This window comes from Kitasatospora sp. NPDC034533 (assembly GCF_055575155.1).
On record NZ_JBVITE010000076.1, the window covers coordinates 1 to 26077 of the forward strand.

Genomic DNA, 26077 nt, shown 5'->3' on the forward strand with positions numbered 1-26077 from the left:
CCTTCGGACCGCCTTCCGGCAGGCCCTCCGGGCTTCGTTCTTTCGTGTTTCCAGCTTATCAGACGTTTTCCGCTCCGTTTTCCGGAGTTTCATTCGTCCGATTCCCGCCGGCGGGATTTCCTGCAAACTTCGTCCCGAAGCCTATCAGGGCTTTCGGAGTGCTCAGTCCGCGGGATTTGCTTCGTCGGAGGGTGCGCACTTCGTGAAACGCGCTCGCCTCGATTCGGCGGTGTCGTAGACACTAACGCCCGGGTCCGGCTGTTGTCCAGCCAGTCCCAACCGTTCAAACCTACTAGCCCACCCTCACCACGTCAATGGTTTAGCCGGGGTGAGAGGAAGACTAGCAGGTCAGAGGCATGTTGATCACCATGGCTCAGGCTGCGACGGGCTGTAGATCCGCCCGGTCGGCCGCGTCCAGATCACCGAACTCTCCGCCCTCGGCGGCCCTCCGCCCCAGCACCAGTGCATAGAGGAGGAACGCGGCTTCGGCCAGGACGCCGATGCCGATGCGGGCCCAGGTCGGCAGGCCGGACGGGGTCACGAAGGCTTCGAGGACCCCGGAGACCGCCAGGACGGTCGCCAGGCCGATCGACATCCCGATGATCGCGCGGCCCTGTTCCGCCAGCGCCACCCCGCGGGTGCGCGGTCCGGGGTCGATGACGGTCCAGCCGAGGCGCAGACCGAGGCCGCCGGCCACGAAGACGGCGGTCAGCTCGAGCAGGCCGTGCGGAATGAGCAGGCCGAGGAAGACGTCGAGACGCCCGGCAGAGGCCATCAGTCCGATGCCGACGCCGAGGTTGAGCACGTTGGTCCACATCACGTAGAGCACCGGAATTCCCAGGGCGATCCCGAACAGCAGGCACTGCACGGCGACCCAGGCGTTGTTCGTCCAGACCTGCGCGGCGAAGGAACTGGCCGGCCGGTCCGAGTAGTACGCCTCGTACTGGCCACCGGGGCGGGTCAGCTCGTCGAGGTGCTCCGGTGCGACCAGGCTGTTGCGGACCTCCGGGTGGGTGGCCGTCCACCACGCCAGCAGCGCGGTGGCGACCAGCGAGACGATCGCGACCGGCACCCACCAGTGGCGCGCGCGGTAGAGCGCTGCCGGGAAGCTCACCGTGTAGTAGCGGGCGACGTCCTGCCAGCCGTTGGTCCGGGCCCCGGTCACCGCGCTGCGGGCGCGCGAGACCAGGCCGGTCAGCCGGCTCACCAGGGCCGGGTCCGGCGCGGCGGCCTGGACCTTGGCGAGGTGGCCGGTGGCGCGCTGGTAGAGCGTGACCAGTTCGTCCGCCTCCTCCCCGCTGAGCCGGCGCCGCCGGGCGAGGGCGTCCAGCCGGGCCCACTCCCCCTGGTGGGTGGCGACGAAGACGTCCAGGTCCATTTCGGCGGCTCCATGATCGGCGGCGGGCGCGGACGGGCGGGTGCGGACGAGCGGGTACGGGCGGGTGCGCCCGGCCCACCCGCCCGGTCCGCGTGCGCGGGCCTGCGTGCGCGGGCGGGTGGGCACGGCGGGTCCGGGCGGACACGTCCGGCCCAGCATGCCAGCAGCGGCCACCGCGTCGGCCGTCGGGATCTCACTTCCCGTGTGCCCGCCGGGACCCGTATGTTTGCGGCTGCGGATCGGACTGCGGAGAGCGGGTCACGGGGAGCCGGTCCGAGGTGGCTCCCTCCCCCGGGCACTGCCGCCCTCGCGGTCCCGGATCTCCATGGGCGAGCCGTACGGGCTCCAAGAGCGTGAACGGACAGGTGTCTTGAGCGACCTGGTGACGGGTGAGGCGGTCGTCCTCGGCCTCCAGACGGCGAAGCTCCCGAGCAGGGCGCTGGCGGTCGCGATCGACCTGCTGGTCGAGTTCGCCGCCCTGCTGGTGGTCACGTTGGTGCTGAGCCTCGCCCTGATCGGCCTCGACGGCGCGGCCCTGGCCGCCACGATGATCGGCCTGACGGTGTTCTTCCTGGTGGCCGTGCCCGTCATGATCGAGACCTTCACCCGCGGCCGCTCGCTCGGCAAGGCCGCCCTCGGCCTGCGGGTGGTGCGCACCGACGGCGGGCCGGTGCGGTTCCGGCACTCGCTGGTGCGCGGGCTGGTCGGCTTCTTCGAGATCATCGTGCTGAGCGGGGCCCCGGCGGTGATCACCTCGGCGGTGCACTCGGAGGGCAAGCGGCTCGGTGACATCTTCGCCGGGACGGTGGTCGTCCGCGAGCGCACCCCGGGTTCGGGCGGCTCCGTCTCCCCGCTGCCGCCGGTGCACCCGCACCTGCTGCAGTCCATGGGCAGGGAGCTGGTCGCGATGGACCTGTCCGCCGTGCCGGAGCCGCTCTGGCTCGCCATCCGCCAACTGCTCGGCCGAGCAGGCCAGTTGGACCCCGCTGTGATGCACCGGATGTCCGCCCGCCTGGCCGGGGACCTGTCCGCCCTGACCGGCCACCCGATCGCCCCGGGGCTCCACCCGGCGGCGTACCTGGGCGCGGTGCTGACCGAGCGCCAGCGGCGCGAGTGGACGCGGGCCCAGGAGCGGCAATGGGCGGCCGGGCCGACGACCGCCCAGGTGCCCTCGCCCCGTCCGGCCTCCGGCCCGTATCCCGCGCCGGCTCCAGCCGGAGCGGTTCCCGGCCGACCGGACCGACCCGGCCGGCCCCTCCGGGTCCTCGGCGTACCGCCGCAGCCCACAGCCCCGGCGACCCCCGCACCGCCGCTGCCCGTCACGCCGCCCGCCCCCGCCGCGCCGTCCCTCGACAAGCCCGGCCCCGGCTTCGCCCCGCCCGCCTGAGCCCATCCGGCGCGGGGCCCACATCGCGCGGGCCCACATCCCGCACTGGCCCACATCGCGCATTGGCCCACACCGCGCGGTGCCCACATCCCACGCGGCCGGGCGAGCCCCGCTACTCCTCCGCCGCCCCCACCCGCCAGGCGTTCGGCGGCGACTCCAGCTCCTCCAGCTCGATCCCCGCCGCCGCCAGCACCACGTCCCCCGCCAGGTGCACGACCTGCTGCTCCCCCGTCTCCAGGTCCGCCACCTGGTACCGCTCGACCAGCAGCGGCCCCGAATCCGTCGGGTGGGTGTCCACCCCCTCCAGCAGCCACCCCTGGTCGAGGGTGCGCGGCGCCAGCACCGGCTCGGTGAACGCCACCAGCCGCACCCGCGCACTCGCCCCCTCCGCCAGCCGCAGCAGCCGGGCGGTGGCGACCAGGAAGCCCGGCGAGCGGCCGGTGAAGGCGTGCGCCCGGTCGTGCCCCTCCGCGGCGTGCTCGCCGCCCGGGTCGGCCGCGTCGGTCCGTACCCAGGCCACCCCGTCCACCGCCCCGCCGCGCACCTGCCAGCCCCCGGCCCGCAGCTCCATCCGCAGCGGCCGGGCGCGCGAGTCCAGCGTGAGATCGGTGGTTCCGAGCACCCGGCCGTCCGGCGCGTAGGTCTTGGAGACGTACCGCCACCCGGCCGCGCCGGGAGCGCAGCTGAAGCGCTCCTCGCCGAGCGGGACGCGGTCGTGCGGGTCGTGGAGCGAGTACCGGCCGTTGGGCATGCCCGAAAGCCTACGTGCGCACCCCCGTGCAACCTTCCGCACCGGTGCCGCATTAGAGCGGCGGACGGCGCGCCAGTGCGCCGCCGCCACGACGAGAGGGGGTGCGGATGGCGAAGCAGAAGCGCGACGTGGAGTTCACGGAGTACCTGGCCTCCAGGAGCGGCTGGCTGCGCAAGGTCGCCTATCTGCTGTGCGGGGACTGGCACCGGGCCGACGACCTGGTGCAGGAGTGCGCGACCAAGCTGTACGTGAACTGGTCCCGGGCGGGCCGGGTCGAGAACCTGGACGGCTACGCCCGCCGGGTGCTGGTCAACACCTTCCTCGCCGAGCAGCGCTCCTCCTGGTGGCGGCGGACGGCCCGGACCGCGCCCACGGAGGACGTCTCCTCGGTGGTCGCCGACCTCGACGTCCAGCTCGACCTGCGCAGGGCACTGGCCGCGCTGCCGCCCAGGCAGCGTGCCACCGTGGTGCTCCGGTACTACTGCGACCTGAGCGTCGACCAGACCGCCGAGGCGATGAAGTGCTCCTCGGGCAATGTGAAGAGCCAGACCTCACGTGCCCTCGCCACCCTCCGGACGACACTCGCCGTCCGTCCCGCCACCACCGAGAGGACGTCATGAGGACGCACGAACAGCGTGATCTGACCGCCCGGCTGAGCGCCCTCGCCGAGACCCCGGCGCCGCCCGCCGTCCTCGACGCCCCGGCGGTGATCGCCCGCGGGCGGGCCAGGCTGCGCCGCCGCCGGCACACCCTGGTGGGGGTGGTGGCCGGGTCGACCGCCGCCGTCCTGGCCGGCGTGCTGCTGCTGCGCCCCTCCGGCGGGGCTCCCGCGCCCGCCGGACCCGCTCCGACCGCCGCGTCCCCGACCGCCGCGCCCACGCCGGCGGCGCAGGCCGGTCCGCTGAGCGCCGAGGCCCGCTTCGGCTGGCTGCCGCAGTGGCTGGCCAAGCCGGCCGTCGGCTACGCGAACACCGACGGACGGTCCGTCGCCACCGCGTCCACCACGACCGCCGTCCTCAACGCGGTCCCCGACCTGAAGCTCGAACTGCTGCGCGGCCCCGACCAGACCCTGGCCCCCGGACTGCACACGGTCGCCGCTCCCAAGGTCTCCGGCCGGGACGCCCTCTGGCTGGTCACCGACGCGTCGGGATCCACCACCAGCCTGCGCTGGATGACCGAATCCGGCCGCTGGGCCCAGCTGAGCGCCACGCTGTGGGTGGGCGCGAAGGTCCAGGACGACCTGCTCCGGGTCGCGGCCGACGCCCGTTTCGGCAGTTCGGACGTCCCGTTCCCGGTGAGGCCGACGGGCGTGCCGGCCGACCTCAGGCTGCGGACCGCCGAAATCCACCGGCCCACCAAGGACTCCGAGCCCCGGTGGAGCGCCATGCTGTCGTACACCGTCGGCGACAAGTGGCTGAGTGTCACGGTCCAGCCGGACGGCTTCGGGAGGTTCGTGGACGGCCGACCGGACGGTGGCACCCCGCAGTGCCGGGTCGAGAAGGGCGTCCAGCTCTGCGCCAACGGCACCGCGGCAGGGATCCCGTCCGTCCAGGCGGTCGGCGGCCTCGCCGGTCTGCTCAAGCGGTTCGAGGTGCTCGGCGCGGACGAGGGGTCCTGGACCCACTGACGTGCCCGGTACACGCCGGCGGCCGGCGCCCCCACGAGGGAGGGCACCGGCCGCCGGCGTTCGGCGCTCACCGCATCAGTAGCGGTACTGCTCCGGCTTGTACGGGCCCTCGACCGGGACGCCGATGTAGTCGGCCTGCTCCTGGGTCAGCGTGGTCAGCTTCACGCCCAGCGCGTCCAGGTGCAGACGGGCGACCTTCTCGTCCAGGTGCTTCGGCAGCACGTACACACCGATCGGGTACTGCTCGGTCTTCGTGAACAGCTCGATCTGGGCGATCGTCTGGTTGGCGAAGGAGTTGGACATCACGAACGACGGGTGGCCGGTCGCGTTGCCCAGGTTCAGCAGACGCCCCTCGGACAGCATGATGATCGTGTGGCCGTCGGCGAAGCGCCACTCGTGGACCTGCGGCTTGACCTCGGTCTTCACGATGCCCGGCAGCTTCGCCAGACCCGCGATGTCGATCTCGTTGTCGAAGTGGCCGATGTTGCCGACGATCGCCTGGTGCTTCATCTTCTCCATGTGCGAGGCGAGGATGATGTCCTTGTTGCCCGTCGTGGTGACGAAGATGTCCGCGATCGAGACGACCTCCTCCAGGGTGGTGACCTGGTAGCCGTCCATCGCCGCCTGGAGCGCGCAGATCGGGTCGATCTCGGTGACGATGACGCGGGCGCCCTGGCCGCGCAGCGACTCCGCGCAGCCCTTGCCGACGTCGCCGTAACCGCAGACCACCGCGACCTTGCCGCCGATCAGGACGTCGGTGGCGCGGTTGATGCCGTCGATCAGCGAGTGGCGGCAGCCGTACTTGTTGTCGAACTTCGACTTGGTCACCGAGTCGTTGACGTTGATGGCCGGGAACAGCAGCTTGCCGTCACGGTGCATCTCGTACAGGCGGTGGACACCGGTGGTCGTCTCCTCGGTCACGCCCTTGATCGTGGAGGCGACCTCGGTCCACTTGTTCGGGGTGTCCTTGAGGGTGCGGTTGAGCAGCTCCAGGATGATCCGGAACTCGTCGTTGTCCGCGGTGGACGGGTCCGGCGCGGCACCGGCCTTCTCGAACTCGACGCCCTTGTGGATCAGCAGGGTGGCGTCGCCGCCGTCGTCCAGGATCATGTTCGGGGTCTTGCCGTCGGGCCAGGTCAGGGCCTGCTCGGTGCACCACCAGTACTCGTCCAGGGTCTCGCCCTTCCAGGCGAAGACCGGCACGCCCTGCGGGTTCTCCGGGGTGCCCTGCGGGCCGACCGCGATGGCGGCGGCCGCGTGGTCCTGGGTGGAGAAGATGTTGCAGGAGCACCAGCGGACCTCGGCGCCCAGCGCCGTCAGGGTCTCGATCAGGACGGCCGTCTGGATCGTCATGTGCAGCGAGCCGGTGATCCGGGCGCCGGCCAGCGGCTGCGACTCGGCGTACTCGGCGCGGATCGCCATCAGACCGGGCATCTCGTGCTCGGCCAGCTGGATCTCCTTGCGGCCGAACGGCGCCAGGGAAAGGTCGGCGACCTTGAAGTCACCGGTGATGTCGGTCGACATGCGTCTGCTCCTCGCTGATGGGGGGTGGGGCCACGGGTCCGGGCGTGCGTCGCGTGCGTCAGGCCGTACGGGTGCACGGCCACGCCGGGGCCGCTGGTCCTGGTGGACCGGCTCCCCGTTGCGCAGCACAAACCGTCGGAGGACCTCTCTCCCTCGACCGGCGCGCACCCCGGGAGGGGCGGACCGCCGATCGACCGCCATCAGCAGCGACGTTCTGGCTCTGGTGACGAATCTACACCGATGGCCCCATCGGCCGTCCGCGGATGACCGATTTCGAGCCCTGGTCCGACCGGGGCTCGACCCGGGCCCCAGTCGCGTGCCTCAGTGGCCGACGGCCGGGCCGGGGCCGCCGGGCGTGGCGGCCGGGTCCTCCCCCGCCGCGGCCTTCTCGGCGCTGTAGACGTCGGGTTCCAGGTAGATCGCCCGGGCGATCGGGACGACCGCGCGGACCCGCGCCTCGGCCGCGTCGATCGCCTCCGCCACCCGGGCGGCGCTGTCCTCCGCGTTGACGGCGATCTTGGCGGCGACCAGCAGTTCCTCCGGGCCGAGGTGCAGGGTGCGCATGTGGATCACGCCGGTGACGGCCTCGCCGTCCACCAGCGCCTCGCGGATCCGGCGCACCGACTCCTTGGAGGCGGACTCGCCGAGCAGCAGCGACTTGGTCTCCAGGGCGAGCACCACGGCGATCACCACCAGCAGGACGCCGATGCACAGGGTGCCGACGCCGTCCCAGACGCCGTTCCCGGTGATCACGGTGAGGCCGACGCCGAACAGCGCGAGCACCAGACCGATCAGCGCGCCGCTGTCCTCCAGCAGCACCACCGGCAGCTCCGGCGCCTTGGCGGTGCGGATGAACTGGGCCCAGCTCTGCCTGCCCTTCGCCTTCTCCGACTCCCGCATCGCGGTGAGGAAGGACCAGCCCTCCATGCCGATGGCGAAGACCAGCACGCCGATCGCCCAGCCCCAGGAGCCCAGCGCCTCCGGGTGGCTGACCTTGTGCCAGCCCTCGTAGATCGCGAACAGCCCACCGACGCTGAACAGCACGATGGCCACCAGGAAGCCGTACACGTAGCGCTCGCGGCCGTACCCGAAGGGGTGCTCCTCGTCCGCCGCCCGGCGCGCCCGCTTGCCGCCGATCAGCAGCAGCACCTGGTTGCCGGAGTCGGCCACCGAGTGGACGCCCTCGGCCAGCATCGAGGAGGAGCCGGTGAAGCCGAAGGCGGTGAACTTGGCGGCCGCGATCGCGAGGTTCGCGGACAGCGCCGCCACCAGGGCCTTGGTGCCGCCTTCGGTACTCATGCCACAGCTTCCTCACGTCGATCGGCCTCGTCGAGGGCCAACGGTACCGGTCGAGCGGCTCAGGACTGCGCGGCGGCGAGCCCCAGGTAGACGGCGGCGAAGTCGGTCAGCGCGACCAGGTCGGCCAGCGCGTGCAGCGCGTCCGGGCGGGCGCTCGCGTACTCGGTCAGCCGGACGTCGTGCGCGGCGGCCAGCCGGTGCGCCCGGGACACCCCGAAGCTTCGCGGTCCGGCGTCCTCCTCCGGCACCTCGGCCGGGCCGTCCCGCCCGTCGTCCGTCGCCGACGTGCCCGGGGTGTGCCGCAGCAGCAGCACCTGGAGGTGCAGCGGGTCCGGCTCCTCGACCCGGTCGCGGAAGAAGTCGTCCGGGTCCGCGCCCGCGCCCAACTGGCCGGTGAACATGCCGCGGTGGGCGGTGAGCACCTGCGGCAGCGGCCCGGCCAGGGCCGGGCGCCCCGCCCGGTCGGCCAGTTGGGCGGCGAAACGGGTGGCGGCGGCCCCGGCGATCGGGCCCTCGGCCCAGAGCAGCGGGACCGTCCCGGCCAGCCGCGCGGCCAGGCCCTTGGCCGGGTTGGTGTACGCGGCGGCGTCCGGGCGGCAGCGCACGGCGGCGTCGTCCAGCAGGTCGGCGACGCCCGGCAGCGCGTCGTACGGGAGCTGGGTGACGCCGATCTTCTGGGCGAGCGCCAGCATCGGCGTGAGGTGGGACCAGAGCGCCGCCGGATCCTCGGCGGGCAGGTCCGGCTCGACGGGCGGGACGGGCGTGAGGTCCTCGGGCAGCACCGAGGCCACGAAGGGCAGCGGCAGCGCCCGCACCTGGAGCGCGGCCTCGGCCAGCGCGCTGCCGGCCGGAGCGGTGACGACGACCGCGCAGCCGCGCGCGTACGCCTGCTCGGCGAGGCTCACCAGGCCCTGCTCGCCGCCGGCGGCGGAGCTGATCACCAGCAGGTCCAGCGGGCCGGCCCAGCCGGGCAGCTGCCAGCCGAGCCCGGCGGTGAAGGCGGGCCGGGCGCCGGCCCGGTCGACGCGCGGGGCGGCCGCCTCGGTCGGCGGCAGCGGGGCGACCAGGGACGCGGTGCCGGCCAGGGCGGCCAGCATCTCGGCCGCGGTCAGCGCGCTGCCGTGCCCGGCGACCAGGACGGCGCGCGGGCGGCCGTCCGGGCGCAGCCGGTCGAGGCCGGCGGCGTCGGACTGCCGCAGCGCGGTGCGGACCCGGGCGCCCGCGCCGGCCAGCGCCAGCAGCGCGCGGTCGTGGTCGGCGCGCTGGAGGGCGGCCGGGTCGTCGAGCAGGGTGTCGTCGAGCATGCGGCAAGCCTCCGGCTGCGGTCCTGGGCGCGCTCCGTCGTGCGCGCCGGGCGGTCGGGTGGGGCGGCTGCCCCCCCTCGGGTGCGGGGAGGACCTTTCGCGACTTGCGGTGGGGCGTCGGGGTCGGGGCTCTCGCCCCCAGGATCAGGCCGGGCGGCGGGCCTCGTCCACCAGGAGGACCGGAATGCCCTCGCGGACCGGGTAGGCGAGACCGCAGTCGGCGCCGGTGCAGACCAGCTCGGGCTGCTCCTCGGTGCCGCCCTCGACGAGCGCGGCCCGGCACTGCGGGCAGACCAGGATCTCCAGCAGGAAGGATTCGAGCTTCATGGGGCTCTCCAAAATCTTCGGGGTGGCACGGAGGTGCCCCGGCCGATAGGAAACCCTACCGGCCGGGGCACCGGGGCCCGTGGTCAGGCGCGTGGCTCGGCCCGCGGGGCTCAGCCGCGGACGATGGCGAGCACGCCGTCGCGCAGCTCGGCCATCTTCGCCGGGTCCTTGGCCTCGACGTTCAGGCGCAGCAGCGGCTCGGTGTTGGAGGCGCGCAGGTTGAACCACCAGTCCGGGCCGGCCACGGTCAGGCCGTCCAGCTCGTCCACCGAGGTGCCCTCGCCGGCGTAGGCGGCGCGGACGGCGGCGGTGGTGGCGGCCTGGTCGGCCACGGTGCTGTTGATCTCGCCGGAGGCCGCGTAGCGGTCGTGCTCGGCGGTGAGCGCGGAGAGCGTGCCCGGCTGTCCGCCGAGCGCGGCCAGCACGTGCAGCGCGGCCAGCATGCCGGTGTCGGCGCGCCAGAAGTCGCGGAAGTAGTAGTGCGCGGAGTGCTCGCCGCCGAAGACGGCGTCGGTCTCGGCCATCTCCTGCTTGATGAAGGAGTGGCCGACCCGGGTGCGCACCGGCTTGGCGCCGAGCTCACGGACCACCTCGGGGACGGTCCAGGAGGTGATCAGGTTGTGGATGACCGTCGGCTCGGCCTCGCCGGCGGCCCGGGCGCGGGCGATCTCGCGGACGGCGACCAGGGCGGTGATCGCCGACGGGGAGACCGGCTCGCCGCGCTCGTCCACGACGAAGCAGCGGTCGGCGTCGCCGTCGAAGGCCAGGCCCACGTCGGCGCCGACCTCGCGGACCTTGGCCTGGAGGTCGACCAGGTTCTTCGGGTCGAGCGGGTTGGCCTCGTGGTTCGGGAAGGTGCCGTCCAGCTCGAAGTACATCGGGACGAGCTCGATCGGCAGGCCGTCGAAGACGGTCGGCACGGTGTGGCCGCCCATGCCGTTGCCGGCGTCCACCGCGACCTTGAGCGGGCGGATCGCGGTCAGGTCGACCAGGCCCAGCAGGTGGTCGGCGTAGCCGCGCAGGGTCTCCTGGGTGGACAGCTCGCCCGGCTCGACGTCCCGGGCCGGGACGGTGACGGTGCCGTCCTCGGCGGTCCAGGACTCCACCAGCTCGCGGATCTCGGCCAGGCCGGTGTCCTGGCCGACCGGGGCGGCGCCGGCCCGGCACAGCTTGATGCCGTTGTACTGGGCCGGGTTGTGGCTGGCGGTGAACATCGCGCCGGGCAGGTCGAGCTTGCCGCTGGCGTAGTACAGCTGGTCGGTGGAGCACAGCCCGATCTGCACCACGTCGGCGCCGTAGGCCGCGGCGCCCTCGGCGAAGGCCAGGCTCAGCGACGGGGAGGAGGGCCGCATGTCGTGCCCGACGACGATCGCGGACGCGCCGGTGACCTGCACGAACGCGGCGCCGAAGGCCCGGGACAGGCTCTCGTCCCACTGGTCCGGCACGACGCCTCGGACGTCGTACGCCTTCACGAGCTGCTTGAGGTCGCGCACTGCGGCTCCACCCTGGTCTCAGAACTGATCAGATGCGTCGGACCACCACCCGTACGGTCGACGGGCGTGGTGACGGTAGACGGGCAGCGTACCCGGGACGGAGGAACGACCCGTGCCGGGTGAGCCTCAGCTGTCGGGAGAGCGCAGGACCCGGAGGTGGCCGCGGCGGCTGCCCTCGGTGGACTCGCCCTCGGCACCGCGGCCCTGACGGGGGGTCTGCGGGCGGGCGGCCTCGCGCACCGCGTTGGCGAGGGCCTCCAGGTCGTCGCTGCTGCGGCGCAGCGGCCCGGCGTCGGCGGCGAGCCGGACGACCTCCCAGCCGCGCGGGGCGGTGAGGCGCTCGGCGTGCTCGGCGCACAGGTCGTAGCAGTGGGGTTCCGCGTAGGTGGCGAGCGGGCCGAGGACGGCCGTCGAGTCCGCGTAGACGTACGTCAGCGTCGCGACGGCCGGCCGGCCGCACGCGGTCCGCGAACAACGACGTACAGAGCTCACGAGGGTGGACGGTACCGCACTCCTCGCCGGGGAGCGAAGACCGCCTGCCCGGAGGGGGTGCCGTGTCGCCCGCCGGGCGCCGGGGACGCGTCCGCGGCGCCCCGTGCGATTCCCCGTCGGAGTGGTCCACTTCCGACCGTCCAAGGACTACCCTCGGCAGTGATATGGACAGCTCCGCACCGCAGTCATCGACAGGCCCAGCGCGCCGCCCCCGGCACCGTGACCGGCACGGCAGGGGCCTGCGCGGTCCGCTGGCGCCTCCCCAGGTGCCGATCTCGCTCACCCGTTCCGAACTGTTCGACGACTACGTGCGCGAGTCGGTCGAGCGCCTCGAACGGCGGTGGCCGCAGTTGATCGAGGTCGAGTTCGCCGTCCAGGAGGTGCCGCTGCACGAGCCGGACGCCGTCGACGCCGAGGACGGCGTGCCGCTCGGGCGGGTGTCGCCGGGCGGGCAGGGCCGCAAGAGCCAGATCGTGGTGTACCGGCGGCCGGTGGAGATCCGGGCGAAGACCCGGGAGGACCGGGCGGCGCTGGTGCACGAGATCCTGATCGAGCAGGTCGCCGAGCTGCTCGGGCTGTCGCCGGACGCCATCGACCCGCGCTACGACGAGGACTGACCGGCCGGGGCGGGCGCCGCAGGGCCCGCCCCGTCGGCCGCTCAGCGCAGGACGACGCCCGGGTCCTGGTCGGCGCGCGGGACCTTGACGGTGCTGCGGTCGTCGCGCAGCGCCTGGATGGTGAACATCGGCACGTCCTTGGCCGGCAGGGACAGCATCCGGGCGGCGGTCACGGGGCCGCCGGAGACGGTCTCCACGGTGAGCGCGAAGACCCCGTTCAGCCCGGCGGGCTCGGGGGCCGGGAGGGCGACCGTGCCGCCGGCCGGGAGCTGGACCTCCTTGGTGGCCGGGGTGCCGCCGCCGCTGCCGGCCGAGGCGGTGACGCGGACGGTGGCGGCCTCGCCGGTGGACGTCAGGAAGAGCGTGGAGGCGCCGGCCCGGTTGTCGGCCACGGTGGCGCGGGCGCCGACCGGGTCGCTGCCGGTCAGCCAGGCCGCGTCGGTCTTGCCGTTGGCCCCCGCCCGGTCGATCCGCAGCCCGGCCACGACCGGGGTGCGGTGCTTGTCGTCGCTGGGCGTCAGCCGCAGCCCGGCGACCTCGTCCCGGGTGACCTTGCCGAGGTCGACGGCGGCGACCATGCCCGCCTTGACGTGGATCGACTCGTTGCCGGCCGGGCTGAACCAGCCGTTCTTGCCGGACAGCTGGATCTTCAGGTCGGCGTCGTCCTCCGGCGGCGCCCAGACCACCAGGCGGGCCGCGGCGGTGTCGGCGGGCAGGCCGGGCAGCACCTGGGTGGGGGCCGGGGCGGCGGAGGCCGGGATCCAGTCGGCGCCCTTGCCGCCGTCGGCGGCGTGCAGCGCGGCGCCGATCCGGCCGGAGCGCACCACCACGTGCACGGCGAGGTCGGTGACCGCGCCCTTGCTGAGGGTCGAGAGCAGGACGGACTGGGAGCTGCCGGGCGCGACGGTGAGCCCGTTGGCGGCGTCGTTGTCGATCAGGCCCTTGTCGCCGTACAGCTTGATGTCCACCACGGCGGCGGAGGACTCGGTGTTGACCAGGCTGAGGTAGTCGACCCGGTCCCCGGCGGTGCCGGCCCCGGCGAACCAGAAGCTCGTCCCGGCCGGGGTGCAGGTGAGGCCGGACAGGCCGAGGCCGCGCTGCTCGGTGACCACGGTGCTCTGGGTGACGGTGAAGCCGGGCGCGAGGGCGCCGTTGGCGACGGCCCCGGTGCCGGGCGCGGCGTCGCCGTTGGCGGCCGGGCCGGTGGCCGGGGTGCCGGGCTTGGCCAGGGTCAGCCGGGCGTCGGCGGGCGCCGCGTTCTTGTCCTGGGCCGGCGCGCCCGGGATGCCCGAGCCGGTCGGGGCCGGGGTGGCGGGCGCCGCCGGGGTGGCAGGGGCCGAGGCGGCGGTGGTCGGCTGGGCGGCGGGCGCGGCGGGGGCCGCCGCGTCGGAGAGCCAGCCGGCGCCGCCGGTGGCGGTGCCCGTACCGGGCGGGGTGTAGGCGGTGAGCGTGGTCGAGCCGGTCAGGCCCTGGAGCGGCTGCGGGCAGACGGCCGCCGTCCGCTCCACCTGCGCCGTGGCCGGGGCCGCTCCGGCGCCCGTCCCGGCGGGGGCGGCCGGCGAGCGGAGCTCGGCGATCCCGAACACGGCCGCGAGCACCACGGCCGCGGCGAGCAGGGACGGGGTGGTCCTGGCCGCGCCGTTGCCGCCCCCGCCGAACCGGCCCGGACGGGCGACGGCCGGAGCGGCGGACGGGCGCTTCGCGGGCGCGGCGGGGGCCTCGCCGGCGCCGGACTTCTTCCTGAATGCGGGCTTCTTCATCGCGGGTCAGCTCCCCGATCCGTGCTGGTGCGGGTACCGGCCGGGGCCGTTGGGGTCGTTCGGGTCGTAGTAGGGCTCGCCCTGCCGCGGGTAGGCCTGCCCGCCGCCGTCGTACCCGTGGGCCTCGTAGCCGTAGGGCTGCGGCTCGGGCTGGTACGGCTGCTCGTAGCCCTGCTGCGGGTGGGCCTGCCCGCCGCCGTACCCGTGGGCGTCGTAGCCCTGGCCGCCGTACGGCGCGGCGACCGGCTGGGCCGCGTACTGGTCGTAGCTGTACGGGTCGGCCTGCTGGTACGCCTGGTACGGGTCGCCGTACTGCTCGGCGTCCTGGACGGCGGCGGCCTGGACGGCTCCGGCCACCGGCTCGCCGGTCGGCTGCGCCGGGATCGCGCCCGGCCGGCCCTCGTACACCCCGCCCTCGTCGGCGGCGCCCTCGGTGCCCTCGCCGCGCTCGGCCATCCGGCGGGCCCGGCGGCTGCCGGGGGCGGGGGCCTGCGCCTGGGCGGCGGCGGCCAGCGCGGCGGCGGCGACCACCTCCTCGGGCAGGTCGTCGTCCTTGTGGCTGCGGCGGCCGGGCAGGGCCAGCACCAGGATGGTGAGGCCGAGCAGCACCTGGGCCCAGATCCAGCCGGTGTGGACGGCGCTGCCCTCCCGGGTGACGGTCAGCTTGCCGCCGGCGGCCGGGAGCTTGAAGCCCTGCGCCCAGCCGTCGACCGTGGTGGGCTCCAGGGCGGTGCCGTTCACGGTGGCCTTCCACTCGGCGGCGGCGGACTCGGCGAGCCGCAGCACCCGGCCGTCCGGGCCGGCCGGGACGGTGGCGGACAGGTCACGGGCGCCGGACGGGACGACCACCGGGGTGGCCCCCGGGGCGGTGATCACCGCGCGGACCGCGGGGGCGCCGTCGACCTGCCAGAGCGCGGCGGCGTTGTCCTGGTTGGCCTTGACCAGGCCGGGGGTGGTGTCCAGGACGTCCTTGAAGGCGTCGACCACCGGCTGCTGGACCAGGACGTAGGCGATGCCGTAGCCGGCCAGGGCGCTCGCCTGGTCGGCGCCGGAGCCGGCCAGCAGGCTGCCGACCGTCTTGTCCAGGCCGCCCCGGGTGCCGGTCGCCGGGTCGACGGTGGACTCGGCCTGGCCGAGCGTCAGACCGGCGCCGCGCAGCACGGTGTAGCGGACCGCGCCGCCGCCCTTCTCCCCGGTGACGACCAGGGTGCGGGCCCGGTCCGTGGTGCCGGCCTCCTCGGCGATGAACGCGGGGACCTGGTCGGCCTGGCCGCGGTGCAGCGGGCCGCCGGCGCCGGTCAGCGCCCACCACAGGCCGGTGCCCAGCGGGGCCAGTACGGCCGAGGCCACCACCAGGGCGGCCACCGGCTGGCGCCAGCCGAACGCGATCCCGGCGACGCGGGCGTTGGCGCCGTCGGCGCCGATCGCGGCGGCGGCCAGCAGGGCGATCCCGGCGATCAGGGTGGCCGGGCCGGCCCAGGCGGGCACCGCCGGGCCGCCGGAGGCCGGGGTGACGGAGGTGCCCGCCACCGCGACCGCGAAGACCAGGCCGGCGCCGGCCGCGCCCCAGGCGGCGAGCACCGCGCGGCGGCGGTCGGCGCGCAGCAGCGCGGCCAGCGCGGCGAGCACGACGCCCGCCGAGAGCCAGACCGGCGGCACTCCGGCGCCGCCCGGGTTGACCAGCAGCAGGCCGGCCGCGCTCGCGCCGGTGCCGTGCAGGCCGGGCAGACCGGCCTCCAGCAGCAGCCACTGCGGGTGCGACAGCACCTTGAGCGACCAGGGCGCCAGCACCGCGACGGGCACCGCGAGGATCACCAGGACGCGCAGGCCGAGCAGCCGCAGCGCGCTGACCCCGGAGCCGAAGGCGCCGCCGCGCACGATCGCGACGACCAGCATCGCCAGGCAGAGCGGCACCGCGAGCGCCCACGTTATCGGGACGAAGGCGGTGGCCAGGGTGAGCAGCAGGACGGTCATCCAGACCGGGCGCCAGCCCGGGCGGGCACCCTGGGCGGCGCTCTCGTCGCGGATGCCGAGGCCGGCCGCGATGGCGGCGGCGCGGGCCAGCGGCGGCAGCAGCACGGCGAGCACGGCGGTGCCGATCCGGCCCTGGGCGAGCGCTCCGGTCGCGGCGGGCAGCAGCGCGTACGTGGCGCTGGCCCAGGCGCGGACCAGCTTCGAGTCCAGCAGCGGCCGGGACACCAGGTAGGCGCTGACCGCAGACAGCGGGACGGCGAGCACCACGATCAGGGTGAGCGCCAGGTCGGCGTGGTCGAACAGCAGCCAGGAGAGCACCGCGAGCACGCCGAGGTACGGCGGTGCGGCGGCGGTGGAGCCGGTGCCGACCGGGTGCCAGGCGTCCGCGTACATCGACCAGAGGCCGCCGGCGCCGTCGGCCGCGGGCAGCAGGGCGCCGCCGAACAGCGCGCCGCCGCCGAGCAGGGAGCGGCAGGCGACCAGGGCGAACACCAGCAGGGCGGCGAACAGCACCGGCGCCGGGCGCCGGGCGAGCTTCTTGAGCAGCGCGAACTGCTCGACGACCAGGTCCTCGGCCTCCTCGTCGCCGCCGGCCTCGACCGAGCCGTGCCGGCTGCCGGTGTCGTCGGCGCCCCCTATCCCGAGCGAGCCGATGACGCCCTCGACGGCCTGCCGGGTGGTGGCGCCGGGGGCCGGGAAGAGCGTGCGGTCGTCCAGGGCGTCCGCCGACCTGGACCTGGCCCGGCGCTTGCGCGCGGCCAGCAGCCTCGGGAAGCGGACGAGTTCGTGGCCGAGCCCGGCGAGTTCGTCGACCGCCTGGCGGGGGTCCTTGCCGAGCAGGTTGGTGACGGCCCGCACCAGGGTGCCGAGCACCAGCCGCAGCAGGACGTAGGGGAAGAGCGCGCCCTTGCAGTTGGTGAGCAGGGTGTAGACCGCGCCGGCCTTGTCCACCCGGTGCGGGTGGGCGGGCCCGCAGTCGATCGCGCGGCGCTCGCGGCTGGCCGCCTCGGCGTGCCGCAGCACGGCGTCGGGGGCGACCACCACGCGGTGGCCGGCGGCGTTGACCCGCCAGCAGAAGTCGGTGTCGTCCCGCATCAGCGGCAGGGCCCGGTCGAAGCCGCCGAGCTGCTCGAAGACGTCCCGGCGCACCAGCATGCCGGCGCTGGAGACGGCGAGCACCGGACGGACCTGGTCGTGCTGGCCCTGGTCCTGCTCCCGGCGGTCGAGGCCGGTCCAGCGGCGGCCGGAGCGGGCGATGGTGACGCCGACCTCCAGCAACTGGCGGCGGTCGTACCAGCTGCGCAGCTTGGGGCCGACCACGGCGGCGCTGGGGGTGGAGTCGGCGACCTGGAGCAGCCGGCGCAGCGCGTCGGTCTGCGGCTCGCAGTCGTCGTGCAGCAGCCAGAGCCACTCGACCGGCTGGGTCTCGCGCGGGCCGCCGCGGCCGAGGTCGTCCTCCTGGGCGAGCGGGTCGCCGAAGTCGTCCCAGCCGCCGGTGACGGGGTCGTAGCCGGACGGGTCGAGCCGGTACGGCAGGTCCTCGGGGCGCAGCGGCGGGCTGCCCGCCACGGCCTCGCCGACGGCGGTGCCGAAGCCGGCCCGGCGGCCGAGGAGCAGCGGGCCGCTCTCGGGCAGCCAGTCGGCGAGGGTGTCGGCGAGCAGTTGCGGGGAGTTGTCGGTGGAGCCGGTGTCGACCGCGAGGATCCGCTGGACCTGCCGGTCCTGGCCGAGCAGTCCGGCGAGGGCCTGCGGGAGCCAGCGGGCGCCGTCGTGCGAGACGATCACGGCGGTGACCAGGTGGCGCGGATAGGCGGGCGGCCGGGAAGCGGTGGAGCCGCTCTGGTGGCTGTATACGGTCATCGCGTGCGCGGGCCCCAGTTCTCGGTGGACACAGCCGGTGAACGGCAACCGGATGGCGCACCACACTAACGGCTTCCGCCGGTCGCTTCGTCCGGGGTGCGGGTGCGGAGACGGTGAAGGGGCCCCGGGAACACGAAAGCGCCCCACCATCGCGGTGAGGCGCCCGTACGGCTGTGCGGTTGTCCCTCCCTGTCGGAGGGTCAGCGGGGGTCAGGGGCCGCCCGGTCAGACCGCGCTCTTCTTGAGCCGACGGCGCTCGCGCTCGGAGAGGCCGCCCCAGATGCCGAAGCGCTCGTCATTGGCGAGGGCGTACTCCAGGCATTCCGAACGGACCTCGCAGGCGAGGCAGACCTTCTTCGCCTCGCGGGTCGAGCCGCCCTTCTCGGGGAAGAAGGACTCCGGGTCGGTCTGGGCGCACAACGCGCGCTCCTGCCAGCCGAGTTCCTCCTCGTCCTCCGCGATGCCGTCCCCGATCAACAGCTCAAAGAGCTCGCTCATGTGGCGCGCCTCCTCTGCCCCTACTTGGCGTCCCCGTGGTTGCCGTTGCCTCGTGCGGCTGACGACACGAGTGAAATTACAGTTGCGTCACTCTGGCCCAGTCAAGCCGAGCTCTGGTATTGGGGCCGGGATTCACTCCCTGGCACCAAGCCGTTACGAATAGTGTACATATTCGGACACATCGGACCTTCCGCCTCAAGGTCCCGAACGCTTCCGAACCATCCGCAACCGTTCACCGGGTGACGCTCGATCATCGCCACAGGTAGGTCATCGGGCTGCCTTCCCGGCGATCTTCCCATCGAAACATAGAGAGTGATGAATCACCCCATCCGGGAAAGATCCGGACCTAACCCACTCGAATGCCGCATCTTTCGGTTTGACACGGCCCCTGCGGATGCGATGTCCTTGCTTCCATGTCAGAGTTCCCCAGCCTCCGGAGCGGTTCCACCCTCCGCCGTGCCGTGAACTCCTGTTGTCGCCTCTGTTCCTGCTGTATCTAGGCGCCCGCGTCCCACCGCGCGCCGCCCCAGGAAGCACAGAGGCCGCCCGCGATTCCCGCCCCAGGACATCCCGGATCCGGCTGATCCCGAGCAACCAGCCGACTCCTCCGAGGACGACTCCCGTGCGCATGAGCCGCATCCGCAAGCGGAACCGTGACCGCAACAAGCTCGCCCGCCGTGGCCTCGCCGCCACCGGTACCGGCGCCCCCGCCCGCACCCGGCCGTGGACCGACGGCCTCAGCGACGTCTCCATCGCGGGCGACCCGCTCGCCTTCCCCCACCTGGCCCGCACCGACCTGCCGGCCCACCCCACCACCGTCGCCGGGTACGCCCGGCTGGTCCGCGAGATCGCCGCCGACCGCGCCCGCTGGGAGCCGCTGGTCCGCTACGACGCGCTGACCCGCTGGTACGCCCGGCTGGAGACCGGCCCCGGCTACGAGGTCTGGCTGCTCAGCTGGCTGCCCGGCCAGTCCAGCGGCTTCCACGACCACGGCGAGTCCTCCGGCGTGATGAGCGTCGTCCGGGGCGAGCTGATCGAGCGCTCCCTCACCCTCCCCCAGCCCTCGGCCGACGGCGCCTCCAGCGGCGCCGTCTCCCGGGTGCTGCGGCCCGGCGGCCAGCGCGTCTTCTCCTCCGGCTACCTGCACGAGGTCGTCAACGGCGCGCTCGAACCCGCCGTCTCCATCCACCTCTACGCCCCCGGCCTGACCGAGATGAACCAGTACGGCGCCACCGCCGTCCCCGAGCAGCACCCCGGGCGGCAGGCCCAGGCCGAGTCCCACTGACCGCGTCTGACGGCGAGTCCGACCGTGGCAGGATGACCCCATGCGCATCGTGGCACTGGCAGGCGGAATCGGCGGAGCGCGCTTCCTGCGCGGACTCCGCGCGGCGGTCGGACCGCAGGACGAGATCACCGTGATCGGCAACACCGGTGACGACATCCACCTCTACGGCCTCAAGGTCTGCCCCGACCTCGACACCGTGATGTACACCCTCGGCGGCGGCATCAACGAGGAGCAGGGCTGGGGCCGGACCGACGAGACCTGGTCCATCAAGGCCGAGATGAAGGAGTACGGCGTCGGCCCCGAGTGGTTCGGCCTCGGCGACCGGGACTTCGCCACCCACCTCGTGCGCAGCCAGATGCTCACCGCCGGGTACAGCCTCAGCCAGGTCACCGAGGCGCTGTGCGTGCGCTGGAAGCCGGGCGTGCGGCTGCTGCCGATGAGCGACGACCGGGTCGAGACCCACGTGCGGATCACCGACGACCAGGGCACCCGGGCGGTCCACTTCCAGGAGTACTGGGTCAAGCTGCACGCCGCGGTGGACGCCGAGGCGGTCGTCCCGGTCGGCGCCGACACCGCCAAGCCCGCGCCCGGCGTGCTGGAGGCGATCGCCGAGGCGGACGTCATCCTCTTCCCGCCGTCCAACCCGGTGGTCTCGATCGGCACCATCCTCGCCGTCCCCGGCATCCGGGAGGCGGTCGCCGCCGCCGCGGCGCCGGTGGTCGGGCTCTCCCCGATCATCGGCGGGGCGCCGGTGCGGGGCATGGCCGACAAGGTGCTCGCCGCCGTCGGCGTCGAGGCCACCGCCGAGGCGGTCGCCCGCAACTACGGCTCCGACCTGATCGACGGGTGGCTGGTGGACACCGTGGACGAGGCGGCGGTCGCCGCCGTCGAGGCCGCCGGGATCGCCTGCCGGGCCGTCCCCCTGCTGATGACCGACGTCGAGGCCACCGCCGAGATGGCCCGCGCGGCGCTGGCCCTGGCGGAGCAGGTGCGCAAGTGACCCTGGAGGTCCTCGGCGTCGAGGGCATCCCCGAGGTCGAGGCCGGGGCGGACCTCGCGGAGCTGATCGCCAAGGCGGGGACGTACCGGGACGGCGACGTCCTGGTGGTCACCTCGAAGATCGTCAGCAAGGCCGAGGGCCGGCTGCTGCGCGCCGCCGACCGCGAGGCCGCGATCGACGCCGAGTCCGTCCGGCTGGTCGCCCGGCGCGGCCCGATCCGGATCGTGGAGAACCGCAACGGCTTCGTCATGGCCGCCGCCGGCGTGGACGCCTCCAACACCGCGCCCGGCACCGTGCTGCTGCTGCCCGAGGACCCGGACGCCTCCGCGCGGGCGCTGCGGGCCCGGCTCCAGCAGCTCACCGGCCGCCGGCTCGCCGTCCTCGTCACCGACACCTTCGGGCGGCCCTGGCGCAACGGGCTGACCGACGTGGCGATCGGCGCCGCCGGGCTCAGCGCCCTGGAGGACCACCGGGGGCGCACCGACGGCCACGGCAACACGCTGGAACAGACCGTCATCGCGACCGCCGACGAACTCGCCGCCGCCGCCGACCTGGTGAAGGGCAAGACCAGCGGCGTCCCGGTGGCGGTCGTGCGCGGGCTCGGACACCTCGTCACCGCCGAGGACGGCGAGGGCGTCCGGCCGCTGGTCCGGCCCTCCGCGGACGACATGTTCCGGCTCGGCACCTCCGAGGCGCTGCGGCAGGCCGTCACCCTGCGGCGCACCGTCCGCTCCTTCACCTCGGAGCCGGTCGACCCGGCCGCCGTCCGCCGCGCCGTCGCCGCCGCCGTCACCGCGCCCGCCCCGCACCACACCACGCCGTGGCGCTTCGTGCTGCTGGAGTCCGCGGACACCCGGGTGCGGCTGCTCGACGCGATGCTCGACGCCTGGCGGCGGGACCTGCGCGAACTCGACGGCTGGGACGAGGAGCGGATCGCCCGCCGCACCGCCCGCGGCGACGTCCTGCGCGACGCGCCGTACCTGGTGGTGCCCTGCCTGGTCATGGACGGCGCGCACGACTACCCCGACCCGCGCCGGGCCGCCGCCGAACGGGAGATGTTCACCGTCGCCGCCGGTGCCGCCGTGCAGAACCTGCTGGTCGCGCTCACCGGCGAGGGCTACGGCTCCGCCTGGGTCTCGTCCACCATGTTCTGCCGCGCCACCGTGCGCGAGGCCCTGGACCTCCCGGACGACTGGGACCCGATGGGCGCCGTCGCCGTCGGCCGCCCCGCCGAAGCGCCCCGGGCCCGCCCGGAGCGCACCGCGGAGGCGTTCGTCGCGGTGCGGTAGGGATCAGCTGTCGAGGTCGTCCGGCAGCAGCCGGAAAGCCTTGTGGTTGGTCAGCGGCCTGACGGCCCGGAAGTGGCGGCGGTCGACGGTCAGCACGGCGTCGGTCCTGAACTCCGCGGCCAGCGCCACGTTGATGGCGTCTGTCAGGCCGATGTCAAGGGCCGGGTACTGCCGCATCACCGCACGCGCGGTGGCGAGGTGCGCGCCCACTTCGGGCACCTCGAAGCGGCCGATCGCGCACCGATCGATGATGTCGTCCAGGATGCGCATCGCCATCGCCGGTCCGAGCGCCGTATGGGCGAGGTAGTCCAACTCCGCCAGCACCAGCGGCGAGATGACCAGGTGACCGACCGCGCGCATGGCTTTGAGACAGGCATCGTGGTCGGGCTCGTCGCCGGCGTACGCGGCCAGGAGCGCGCCGGTGTCCCCGACCACGGCGACAGCGGTCACCTGCCGAACCCTTCCATGTGCCGATCGAGGTCGGCCAGGATGCGCCCGCCACCGCCCGCGATGACCGGCATGTCGTCGAGTTCGTCCCCCATCGGGTCGGTCCGGAAGGGGTAGACCGGCTCGGCCAGGCCTGGCGGAAGGATGGTCGCCACGTGTCGGCCGTCCTTGGTGACCGTGACGGTCTCGCCCCGTTCGACGGCTCCTATCACCCTGGCCGTCTGCTGGTTCAGCTCGCGCATCGTCGCTTCCATGAACGCAATGTACTACGGCGTAGTTCATCGCGTCCGGTGGTCGTTGGGGGTGAGGCGGGGGCCGTAGCGCGGGGCGCGGGCGCCGGAGGACAGGAGGAGGCGGCAGACGCGGTGGCGGTGGGGGCGGTAGGGCTCCAGCAGGGCGAGCATCTGGTCGTCGTCGCTGCGGGGGCGACCGGCCAGCGCCCAGCCGACCAGGTTGGGCAGGTGGAAGTCCCCGACCGAGACCGCGTCCGGGTCGCCGTTGCTGCGCTGGAGGGTCTCGGCCGCCGTCCAGACGCCGATGCCCGGGACGGCGGTGAGGCGGGCGAAGGCCTCCTCGTGGCCCATCGCCGAGGCCTCCTCCAGGCGCGGCGCCAGCCGGACCGCGCGCATCACCGTCGCCGAGCGCTTGGGGTCCACGCCCGCCCGGTGCCACTCCCAGCTGGGCACCATCGCCCACTCCCGGGCCGACGGCGCCACCCGCATGCCCTCGGCCGGGCCGGGCGCCGGGGTGCCGAAGTCGCGCAGCAGGACGCGCCAGGCGCGGTAGGCCTCGTCGGTGGTGACCTTCTGCTCCAGGACCGCCGGGACGAGCGACTCCAGCACCAGGCCGGTCCTGGCCAGCCGGACTCCGGCGGTACGGCGCTGGGCTTCCCGCAGCGGGCCGGGCGGCAGGACCAGCGACTCCGGGGCGTCGTCGGCGCCGAGCAGGGTGGGGAGGCGGTCGAGCAGCCAGTCCGCACCCGGGCCCCAGGCGCTCGCCTCGATCTCACCGGTGGCCTGCCGGGGCAGCACCCGCAGGGTGCCGATGCCGGCGGGGGTGCGGGAGGCGCGCCAGACGGCGCCGTCGGCGGTGCCGCGGTACGCGGGGTCGGCGGGACCGCGGCGCAGCGGCAGCAGGGTGCGGGCGACGTCCACCGGGAAACCCGGCCGCCAGCGCCGTACTGCTTCCACTGCTGTCGCCTCCTGTGTCGGCCCCCGGATATGAACGATACGCGGGGGGTCGGACGGTCTCTGGGGACGCCGGGGAGGGAGGGGGCGCGAGAGGCGACCGGGAACCCGTGGACGGGCGGCCCTGCGTACGTCATACGGCGTGCGGTACCCGCGCCCGGCGGGGCGGGACGAAGCCCCACCGGCACGCGGGCGCCGACCCCGCACCACCGGATCCACCCGTCGAGGCGCACGGCTCCCCGCACACCGGCGGGGCGGGAGCGGCCCCACCGGCACCCGGTTCCCCACCCCCGCGGGGCGCGGGAGGGAGAGGAGGGAGGGCGGGCCGGTGGCGAGGGGTGCGCGAGAAGTCGGCCACGCCGACGTCTCGCGCGGGGGCGGGCCGGGGAAGGGGCGAAGAGCGGGCGGAGGCCTCCGTGCGGGGCGGGGGTCAGTGGGCCTGGAGGCGAGCAGCCGCCGTGCGGAGGTCGGGGAGGTGGGCGTAGAGGGCGCCGCCGGGGCATTCGGTGCTGACGGCGTCGCGGTGGCCGGAGATGGTGGCGAAGTCCACGACGTCGCCCTTGGTGTAGCGGGTGCCGTTCGCGCCGACGGTGAGCCCGGTGGTGCCGTCGGCCGGCTGGGAGGTGAGGCCGAGCTTCCAGGCGGCGATGGCGGCGAGGCCGTCGAGGAGGGGCTGGGGCGGCTGGTCGTCGATGAAGGTGCCGATCGCGGCGACGCCGGAGGTGTCGGCGTTGAAGCCGAGGGTGTGGGCGCCGTGGACGGGCTGGTCGACGCCGCCCGCGCGGCCCTCGTAGATGGTGCCGCAGCGGTCGACCAGGAAGTTGTAGCCGATGTCCCGCCAGCCGTTGGTCTTCACGTGGTACTGGTACATCGCCCGGATCACCCGGGGGGCGTCGGAGCAGGCGTAGTCGTTGGCGGTGTCGGTGTGGTGGACGAAGACCGCGCGGACCGGGCCGGTGTAGTCGAAGTCCTGGTCGCGCAGTGACTCGTCGGCGCCCCAGCCGGCCCGGGTGACGATCCCCGGGCGCGGTGCCTGGCCCGTGGCGGGCGCGGCGGGCTCAGCGGGCTCAGCCGGCGCGGCGGGCTCGCCCGGTGTGGCGGGCGCGGCAGGCGTGGCGGGCGTGGCGGGCGCAACGGGCGTGGTGAGCACGGCGGGCGGCTCGGCCGGGGGCAGCACGGGCTCCCCCGGCGGCAGGGTCCGGACCGCGCCGGGAGCCGGGGCGGCGCCGGGGCCCGGGTCGACCAGGTCGAGCCGCAGTCCGGGCGGCGGTCCGGCGGGCCCGGGCCGGAGCTCGACCGCGACGCCGTCGCTGCGGCCGGTCCACAGCGGGGCGGTGGCGCCGTGCGCCGCCCGGTCGGGGCCGTCCTCGGTGTCGGCCTCCAGCCGGTGCCAGTCGCTCCAGCGGCCGGTGGCCGCGTCCCGGGTGCGGACCCGGACCACCGCGCCGGCCAGGGCGTCCGGCGGGCCGTCCCAGCCGAGGCCGAGGAGTTCGAACGGTTCGGTGCCGCGCGGGGCGAGGCCGGTCCCGGCGGGCAGCGGGAGCGAGGTGGTCGAGCCGCCGCCGGCGAAGTCGCGGCGATGCGGGCCCGGCGCGGTGGTCGCGGTGGCGGCGGGTTGGAGGAGCAGGGCAGTGGTGCAGCCGGCCAGCAGGGCCGCCGGAAGTGAGAGGCGCATGGAACGGATCGTCGCCGCTACCCGGACCTCCCGCCACGCCGCGCGCGCCCGTTCGGCCGCCCCGCCCGACCTCCCGGTCTCCCGTCCGAAGGCCGTAGGCTGGGGCGCACCATGACTGCGCCTTTCGCTGCCGATGCCCGCACCCCCGTCGAGCTGCTGCACGCATTCCTGCGCGGCGGCACCCCTTCGGTCGATCCCGCGGCCCCGCTGGTCACCTTCTACGACGACGCCACCGGCGAGCGGGTGGAGCTGTCCGCCCGCACCTTCGACAACTGGGTGGCCAAGACCGCCAACCTCCTCCAGGACGAGCTGAACGCCGGTCCCGGCGACCGGGCGGCGCTGCTGCTGCCCGCCCACTGGCAGAGCGCCGTGTGGCTGCTCGCCTGCTGGTCGGTCGGGGTGACGGCGGTGCCGGGCGGCGACCCGGCCGCCGCCGACCTGGTGGTCAGCGGCCCGGACGGCCTGGAGGCCGCCCAGGCCTGCGAGGGCGAGCGGGTCGCGCTCGCCCTGCGCCCGCTCGGCGGCCGCTTCCCGCAGCGCCCGGACGGCTTCCTCGACTACGCCGCCGAGGTGCCCGGCCAGGGCGACCGCTTCGCGCCGTACTCCCCCGTCGCCCCGGACGGGCAGGCGCTGGAGACGGCGGTGGACGGACTGCCGCTGAAGCTGACGGGCGAGCAGACCGTGGCGCTGGCCCGGGAGGGCGCGGTCCGGCTCGGCCTGAAGCCCGGCGACCGCGTCCTGTCCACCCTCTCGTTCGAGGACTGGACGGGCCTGGAGGCCGGTCTGCTGGCGCCGCTGGCCGCCGGGGCCTCGGTGGTGCTGTGCCGCAACTCGCAGGGCCTGACCGCGGAGCAGTGGGAGAAGCGGGTGGAATCCGAACGGGTGACACTGCGTCTGGGCTGA

At 74.7% G+C, this 26077-nt stretch carries 23 protein-coding genes; 8 read left to right on the top strand and 15 right to left on the bottom strand.

Going from position 1 to position 26077, the window contains the following annotated elements:
• Positions 1 to 373: 373 nt before the first annotated feature.
• A complete protein-coding gene (locus ACZ55U_RS34110) occupies positions 374 to 1378 on the bottom strand; it encodes a stage II sporulation protein M (protein WP_465532563.1) in 1005 nt (334 codons plus the stop codon).
• 370 nt (positions 1379 to 1748) lie between these two features.
• On the opposite strand from ACZ55U_RS34110, the gene ACZ55U_RS34115 reads away from it, so the two are divergent.
• Positions 1749 to 2765 (top strand): RDD family protein, encoded by a 1017-nt coding sequence (locus tag ACZ55U_RS34115; RefSeq protein ID WP_465532565.1) that lies wholly within the window; start codon positions 1749 to 1751, stop codon positions 2763 to 2765.
• 112 nt (positions 2766 to 2877) lie between these two features.
• Here ACZ55U_RS34115 and ACZ55U_RS34120 read toward each other — a convergent pair whose 3' ends face one another.
• Positions 2878 to 3516: a hypothetical protein gene (locus ACZ55U_RS34120; protein ID WP_465532567.1), complete on the bottom strand. Its 639-nt coding sequence runs from the start codon at positions 3514 to 3516 to the stop codon at positions 2878 to 2880.
• A 107-nt stretch (positions 3517 to 3623) separates the two neighbouring features.
• Between ACZ55U_RS34120 and ACZ55U_RS34125 the strand changes: the two genes are divergently transcribed.
• Positions 3624 to 4136, top strand: a complete 513-nt coding sequence (locus ACZ55U_RS34125) for a SigE family RNA polymerase sigma factor (protein ID WP_465532569.1) — start codon at positions 3624 to 3626, stop codon at positions 4134 to 4136.
• Entirely contained in the window at positions 4133 to 5143 is a 1011-nt protein-coding gene (locus ACZ55U_RS34130; RefSeq protein ID WP_465532571.1) for a hypothetical protein, read from the top strand. The genes ACZ55U_RS34125 and ACZ55U_RS34130 overlap by 4 nt, the downstream gene beginning before the upstream one ends.
• A 75-nt stretch (positions 5144 to 5218) precedes the next feature.
• Here ACZ55U_RS34130 and ahcY read toward each other — a convergent pair whose 3' ends face one another.
• The 6 genes from ahcY to ACZ55U_RS34160 all read right to left on the bottom strand — a co-directional run bounded on the left by ahcY (position 5219) and on the right by ACZ55U_RS34160 (position 11582).
• Positions 5219 to 6667, bottom strand: coding sequence for an adenosylhomocysteinase (ahcY, locus tag ACZ55U_RS34135; RefSeq protein ID WP_465532573.1), 1449 nt, complete (start codon positions 6665 to 6667; stop codon positions 5219 to 5221).
• A 321-nt stretch (positions 6668 to 6988) separates the two neighbouring features.
• Entirely contained in the window at positions 6989 to 7966 is a 978-nt protein-coding gene (locus tag ACZ55U_RS34140; RefSeq protein WP_465532575.1) for a cation diffusion facilitator family transporter, read from the bottom strand.
• A 59-nt stretch (positions 7967 to 8025) separates the two neighbouring features.
• Complete coding sequence (locus ACZ55U_RS34145; protein ID WP_465532577.1) at positions 8026 to 9270, bottom strand: SIS domain-containing protein; 1245 nt, start codon at positions 9268 to 9270, stop codon at positions 8026 to 8028.
• A 144-nt stretch (positions 9271 to 9414) separates the two neighbouring features.
• Positions 9415 to 9597: a Trm112 family protein gene (locus tag ACZ55U_RS34150; RefSeq protein WP_049659271.1), complete on the bottom strand. Its 183-nt coding sequence runs from the start codon at positions 9595 to 9597 to the stop codon at positions 9415 to 9417.
• A 110-nt stretch (positions 9598 to 9707) separates the two neighbouring features.
• Positions 9708 to 11090, bottom strand: a complete 1383-nt coding sequence (locus ACZ55U_RS34155; RefSeq protein WP_465532579.1) for a phosphomannomutase/phosphoglucomutase — start codon at positions 11088 to 11090, stop codon at positions 9708 to 9710.
• 126 nt (positions 11091 to 11216) lie between these two features.
• Positions 11217 to 11582, bottom strand: coding sequence for a DUF3499 domain-containing protein (locus tag ACZ55U_RS34160; RefSeq protein WP_465532581.1), 366 nt, complete (start codon positions 11580 to 11582; stop codon positions 11217 to 11219).
• 266 nt (positions 11583 to 11848) lie between these two features.
• Here ACZ55U_RS34160 and ACZ55U_RS34165 point away from each other — a divergent pair, with 266 nt between their 5' ends.
• The gene (locus tag ACZ55U_RS34165) at positions 11849 to 12199 is read left to right on the top strand and encodes a metallopeptidase family protein (RefSeq protein ID WP_465532583.1); all 351 of its coding nucleotides are present in this window, start codon (positions 11849 to 11851) and stop codon (positions 12197 to 12199) included.
• Positions 12200 to 12240: 41 nt separating this feature from the next.
• On the opposite strand, the gene ACZ55U_RS34170 is transcribed toward ACZ55U_RS34165, so the two are convergent.
• From ACZ55U_RS34170 to ACZ55U_RS34180, 3 genes are all read right to left on the bottom strand, one after another.
• Positions 12241 to 13959 (bottom strand): DUF5719 family protein, encoded by a 1719-nt coding sequence (locus ACZ55U_RS34170; protein WP_465532585.1) that lies wholly within the window; start codon positions 13957 to 13959, stop codon positions 12241 to 12243.
• Between the two features lie 6 nt (positions 13960 to 13965).
• A complete protein-coding gene (locus tag ACZ55U_RS34175) occupies positions 13966 to 17793 on the bottom strand; it encodes a glycosyltransferase family 2 protein (protein WP_465532587.1) in 3828 nt (1275 codons plus the stop codon).
• Positions 17794 to 18018: 225 nt separating this feature from the next.
• Entirely contained in the window at positions 18019 to 18291 is a 273-nt protein-coding gene (locus ACZ55U_RS34180) for a WhiB family transcriptional regulator (protein WP_030062195.1), read from the bottom strand.
• A 622-nt stretch (positions 18292 to 18913) separates the two neighbouring features.
• On the opposite strand from ACZ55U_RS34180, the gene ACZ55U_RS34185 reads away from it, so the two are divergent.
• From ACZ55U_RS34185 to ACZ55U_RS34195, 3 genes are read left to right on the top strand one after another with little or no spacing between them, the layout of a single operon-like run.
• Positions 18914 to 19576 carry a cysteine dioxygenase gene (locus ACZ55U_RS34185; RefSeq protein WP_465532589.1) on the top strand — a complete coding sequence of 221 codons (663 nt, stop codon included), beginning with the start codon at positions 18914 to 18916 and terminating at the stop codon, positions 19574 to 19576.
• 40 nt (positions 19577 to 19616) lie between these two features.
• Positions 19617 to 20576 (top strand): 2-phospho-L-lactate transferase, encoded by a 960-nt coding sequence (gene cofD, locus ACZ55U_RS34190; RefSeq protein WP_465532591.1) that lies wholly within the window; start codon positions 19617 to 19619, stop codon positions 20574 to 20576.
• On the top strand, positions 20573 to 21865 hold the full coding sequence (locus ACZ55U_RS34195; protein WP_465532593.1) for a coenzyme F420-0:L-glutamate ligase: 1293 nt from the start codon (positions 20573 to 20575) through the stop codon (positions 21863 to 21865). Before cofD ends, ACZ55U_RS34195 begins: the two co-directional genes overlap by 4 nt.
• 3 nt (positions 21866 to 21868) lie before the next feature.
• On the opposite strand, the gene ACZ55U_RS34200 is transcribed toward ACZ55U_RS34195, so the two are convergent.
• The 4 genes from ACZ55U_RS34200 to ACZ55U_RS34215 all read right to left on the bottom strand — a co-directional run bounded on the left by ACZ55U_RS34200 (position 21869) and on the right by ACZ55U_RS34215 (position 25174).
• Positions 21869 to 22315: a PIN domain-containing protein gene (locus ACZ55U_RS34200; RefSeq protein WP_465532595.1), complete on the bottom strand. Its 447-nt coding sequence runs from the start codon at positions 22313 to 22315 to the stop codon at positions 21869 to 21871.
• A complete protein-coding gene (locus ACZ55U_RS34205; protein WP_465532597.1) occupies positions 22312 to 22566 on the bottom strand; it encodes a type II toxin-antitoxin system Phd/YefM family antitoxin in 255 nt (84 codons plus the stop codon). The genes ACZ55U_RS34200 and ACZ55U_RS34205 overlap by 4 nt, the downstream gene beginning before the upstream one ends.
• 24 nt (positions 22567 to 22590) lie before the next feature.
• Entirely contained in the window at positions 22591 to 23502 is a 912-nt protein-coding gene (locus ACZ55U_RS34210) for a DNA-3-methyladenine glycosylase family protein (protein WP_465532599.1), read from the bottom strand.
• A 427-nt stretch (positions 23503 to 23929) separates the two neighbouring features.
• Positions 23930 to 25174: a peptidoglycan recognition protein family protein gene (locus tag ACZ55U_RS34215; protein WP_465532601.1), complete on the bottom strand. Its 1245-nt coding sequence runs from the start codon at positions 25172 to 25174 to the stop codon at positions 23930 to 23932.
• Between the two features lie 111 nt (positions 25175 to 25285).
• Here ACZ55U_RS34215 and ACZ55U_RS34220 point away from each other — a divergent pair, with 111 nt between their 5' ends.
• Positions 25286 to 26077 (top strand): TIGR03089 family protein, encoded by a 792-nt coding sequence (locus tag ACZ55U_RS34220; RefSeq protein WP_465532603.1) that lies wholly within the window; start codon positions 25286 to 25288, stop codon positions 26075 to 26077.

Bases quoted from the DNA above. Each gene is read 5' to 3' on its own strand.
- ACZ55U_RS34110 (WP_465532563.1), bottom strand. From the start codon at position 1,378: ATGGACCTGGACGTCTTCGTCGCCACCCACCAGGGGGAGTGGGCCCGG.
- ACZ55U_RS34120 (WP_465532567.1), bottom strand. From the start codon at position 3,516: ATGCCCAACGGCCGGTACTCGCTCCACGACCCGCACGACCGCGTCCCG.
- ACZ55U_RS34125 (WP_465532569.1), top strand. From the start codon at position 3,624: ATGGCGAAGCAGAAGCGCGACGTGGAGTTCACGGAGTACCTGGCCTCC.
- ACZ55U_RS34130 (WP_465532571.1), top strand. From the start codon at position 4,133: ATGAGGACGCACGAACAGCGTGATCTGACCGCCCGGCTGAGCGCCCTC.
- ahcY (WP_465532573.1), bottom strand. From the start codon at position 6,667: ATGTCGACCGACATCACCGGTGACTTCAAGGTCGCCGACCTTTCCCTG.
- ACZ55U_RS34140 (WP_465532575.1), bottom strand. From the start codon at position 7,966: ATGAGTACCGAAGGCGGCACCAAGGCCCTGGTGGCGGCGCTGTCCGCG.
- ACZ55U_RS34145 (WP_465532577.1), bottom strand. From the start codon at position 9,270: ATGCTCGACGACACCCTGCTCGACGACCCGGCCGCCCTCCAGCGCGCC.
- ACZ55U_RS34150 (WP_049659271.1), bottom strand. From the start codon at position 9,597: ATGAAGCTCGAATCCTTCCTGCTGGAGATCCTGGTCTGCCCGCAGTGC.
- ACZ55U_RS34170 (WP_465532585.1), bottom strand. From the start codon at position 13,959: ATGAAGAAGCCCGCATTCAGGAAGAAGTCCGGCGCCGGCGAGGCCCCC.
- ACZ55U_RS34175 (WP_465532587.1), bottom strand. From the start codon at position 17,793: ATGACCGTATACAGCCACCAGAGCGGCTCCACCGCTTCCCGGCCGCCC.
- ACZ55U_RS34180 (WP_030062195.1), bottom strand. From the start codon at position 18,291: ATGAGCGAGCTCTTTGAGCTGTTGATCGGGGACGGCATCGCGGAGGAC.
- cofD (WP_465532591.1), top strand. From the start codon at position 19,617: ATGCGCATCGTGGCACTGGCAGGCGGAATCGGCGGAGCGCGCTTCCTG.
- ACZ55U_RS34205 (WP_465532597.1), bottom strand. From the start codon at position 22,566: ATGGAAGCGACGATGCGCGAGCTGAACCAGCAGACGGCCAGGGTGATA.
- ACZ55U_RS34215 (WP_465532601.1), bottom strand. From the start codon at position 25,174: ATGCGCCTCTCACTTCCGGCGGCCCTGCTGGCCGGCTGCACCACTGCC.
- ACZ55U_RS34220 (WP_465532603.1), top strand. From the start codon at position 25,286: ATGACTGCGCCTTTCGCTGCCGATGCCCGCACCCCCGTCGAGCTGCTG.